Origin of the sequence: Tardiphaga sp. (assembly GCF_044340795.1) — a bacterium.
Taxonomy (GTDB): Bacteria; Pseudomonadota; Alphaproteobacteria; order Rhizobiales; family Xanthobacteraceae; genus Tardiphaga.
This window is the reverse complement of record NZ_JBIISY010000429.1, coordinates 1-2,797: the sequence shown is the minus strand read 5'-3', so window position 1 is coordinate 2,797 and position 2,797 is coordinate 1. Positions and strand designations below refer to the sequence as shown.

Here is a 2,797-nt window from a genome sequence, read left to right as displayed (position 1 = left end):
CGCTCAGGGACCCGCTCGCTGGCGGGCGGTGCGGGCCTTGCGCCCATGGTGCAATTGCCGGAAGGCGTGTTCTCGATCTTCTCCGCAGGCCCGCGCCAGACCGCGCTCGATCGCCTGTCCAACAATGACACCGACCCGAATTCGGTGTTCACCCGCACCTTCATCAAGGAGATCCAGGAGCCGGCGCTCAATCTGGTGCAGATCGCTCAGCGAACGCGCCGTACGGTGAGCGAGCTTGCCGAGACAGTGAAGCACCGCCAGGTGCCGGTCTATTTCGACCAGATGGTGGACGATGTCTTCCTCAACGGCCAGGCCAAGCCCAACGAGCCTGTGCAGGCCACCACGCTGCCGACCGCGCAGCTGCCGAAGGTCGCCGCGTTGCCACCGGCCCAGACGTCGCCATTGCCCACACCGGACAATCCGAACGCACCGATCGCCAGCTTCTCCCGCCACAATGGCGGCTGGACCGTGGTGTTCTCCATCGTCGATCCCGCGCTCGGCATTTCCTGGCGCAAGGGCGACAGCGGCGATTTTCGCGAAACCGGCTTCATGGACACGCTCGACCCGCGGACGCGAAAACGGCTGCCCAATCCGTCGATCCAGCTGAATGCGGACGAGCCGGCGACGACGCTGCAGGTGCGCTATATCGATATCACTGGCGAGATGCAGGGGCCGTTCCCGATCCGCTTCGATCCGGAAGCGGCACTGGTGCGCGACCAGCGCAAGATCCTCGACATGACCGCCTCGAACTGGCTGGAATTCGGCGGCTCCAATGGCCTGCTCTATTACACGCATCTGATCTCGTATCGCTGTGCGATCCGCGAGGTGAAGCTCGGTTTTGATACATCGGTGCCGGATCAGGTTTTGAAGCTGCCGCCCTGTAATCAGCGTGATCCGATCGCGGTGCCGCGCGATGCGCCGATCTATATGAAGGTGCCCGGCGGGGCGCGCTCGGTGTCGGTGGAGTTGCAATTTCGCGACGGCAGCGTGTCGGAGATCAGGACGTTCCGGAAATAACGCGCCACGTCGTGTCGCTTCGCAATGACGTGACGCATTGACGTCTGCAAAATGCTTCCTCAAGTTGAGCCGTACGACTTGAGGGCATCCAGATGAGCGCGGTCGCGAACTCGAACCAACTCTCCACGCGTTGCTGCATCGTCGGCGGCGGGCCGGCGGGCATGATGCTCGGCTATCTGCTCGGCCGCGCCGGCGTGGATACGATCGTGCTGGAGAAACATGCGGACTTCTTCCGCGATTTCCGCGGCGACACGGTGCATCCATCCACGCTGCAGGCGATGGACGAACTCGGCCTGATCGACGACTTCCTCAAGATCAAGCACGATCGCATCGCGAAGATGGATGGCTATTTCGGCGCGCACAAACTGCGCATCGTCGACATCACCCGCACCTCGGCGAAGTACCCGTTCATCGCCTTCATGCCGCAGTGGGACTTCCTCAACTTCCTGCGCGACAAGGGCCAGCGCTTCCCGCAGCTCAAGGTGATGATGCAGACCGAGGCCACGGACCTCATCTGGTCCGGCGCGCAGGTCACCGGCGTGAAGGCAGAGACAGAGCAGGGACCGATCGAGATCCGCGCTGATCTCGTCGTCGCCTGCGATGGCCGGCATTCGGTCGTGCGTCCGGCCGCCAAGCTGGAGGTGACGGACATCGCGGCGCCGATGGACATTCTGTGGTTTCGCATCGCCAAGGGGCCGGAGACCGAGAGCGTGTTCGCGCGGCTCGAGCCCGGCAAGATGATGGTGACCATCGATCGCGGCGACTACTGGCAATGCGCCTATGTCATCGCCAAGAACCACTTTGAGGAGGTGAAGGGCAGAGGCATCGAGTCATTCCGCGCCGAAGTCGCGCGGCTGGCGCCGATCCTTTCGGCGCATATCGATGACCTGAAGAGTTGGGACGACGTCAAGCTGCTCACCGTCGCCATCAATCGCCTGACGCGCTGGCATCTGCCGGGCCTTCTCTGCATCGGCGACGCGGCGCACGCGATGTCGCCTGTGGGCGGCGTCGGCGTGAACATCGCCGTGCAGGATGCCGTGGCGACAGCCAACCTGCTGGCCGCGAAACTGCAGAAGGGACCGGTGAGCGAGGATGATCTCGACACCGTGCGTCAGCGCCGCGAATTCCCGATGCGCGCAACCCAGGGCATGCAGGTTGTGATGCAGAAGAACATCATCAGCCGCGCGCTCGCGCCCGGCGATCAGCCGCTGACGCCGCCGCTCATTATGCGCATCGTGAGTACGGTGCCATGGCTGCAGGGGCTGACGGCGCGGTTTCTGGCGATCGGCGTGCGGCCGGAGCATGTACGGTCGCCGGAGGCGAGGACGTAGGGCGCATCAGGTGAAGCGGTTATCGGCGGCTCAGATCGAGAAGCTCGTCCCGCAGCCGCACGACGCCGTGGCGTTCGGATTGACCACACGGAACGATGCGCCGATCAGGTCGTCGACGAAATCCAGTTCGGAGCCGGCCAGGAACGGCGCGGAGGCGGGATCGACCAGCACGACGGCGGCGTCGCGCTCGATCACCACATCGTCTTCGGCCTTGGCTCGCTCGACGTCGAATTTGTACTGGAAGCCAGAACAGCCGCCGCCCTCCACGGAGACGCGCAGCATCGCGCCGTCACCTTCGGCCTTTAGGATCTCGCTGATGCGGCGCGCCGCGCTCGCGCTGACGGTGAGGGGGGCTTCGATTGTGGCAGTGTCGGTCATGTCTGGCTCCGCCGGAGGGATTCGAACCATTTGAATCTCCCGCGCCCCATAGTTAAGTGCGGCAGTCCCCG

The 2,797-nt window shown here is 64.2% G+C and carries 3 protein-coding genes; 2 read left to right on the top strand and 1 reads right to left on the bottom strand.

Annotated features, from left to right (window positions below; genetic code table 11):
• On the top strand, positions 1 to 1,017 hold a 1,017-nt coding region (locus ACIQ17_RS32695; RefSeq protein ID WP_398473724.1), incomplete at its 5' end, for a caspase family protein.
• A 92-nt stretch (positions 1,018 to 1,109) separates the two neighbouring features.
• Positions 1,110 to 2,348, top strand: a complete 1,239-nt coding sequence (locus ACIQ17_RS32690) for an FAD-dependent oxidoreductase (protein WP_398473723.1) — start codon at positions 1,110 to 1,112, stop codon at positions 2,346 to 2,348.
• A gap of 30 nt (positions 2,349 to 2,378) precedes the next feature.
• Here ACIQ17_RS32690 and erpA read toward each other — a convergent pair whose 3' ends face one another.
• Positions 2,379 to 2,726: an iron-sulfur cluster insertion protein ErpA gene (erpA, locus tag ACIQ17_RS32685; RefSeq protein WP_398473725.1), complete on the bottom strand. Its 348-nt coding sequence runs from the start codon at positions 2,724 to 2,726 to the stop codon at positions 2,379 to 2,381.
• Positions 2,727 to 2,797: the final 71 nt, after the last annotated feature.

What these genes read in the sequence shown, in the direction of transcription:
- ACIQ17_RS32690 (WP_398473723.1), top strand. Translation starts at nt 1,110, where the DNA reads ATGAGCGCGGTCGCGAACTCGAACCAACTCTCCACGCGTTGCTGCATC.
- erpA (WP_398473725.1), bottom strand. Translation starts at nt 2,726, where the DNA reads ATGACCGACACTGCCACAATCGAAGCCCCCCTCACCGTCAGCGCGAGC.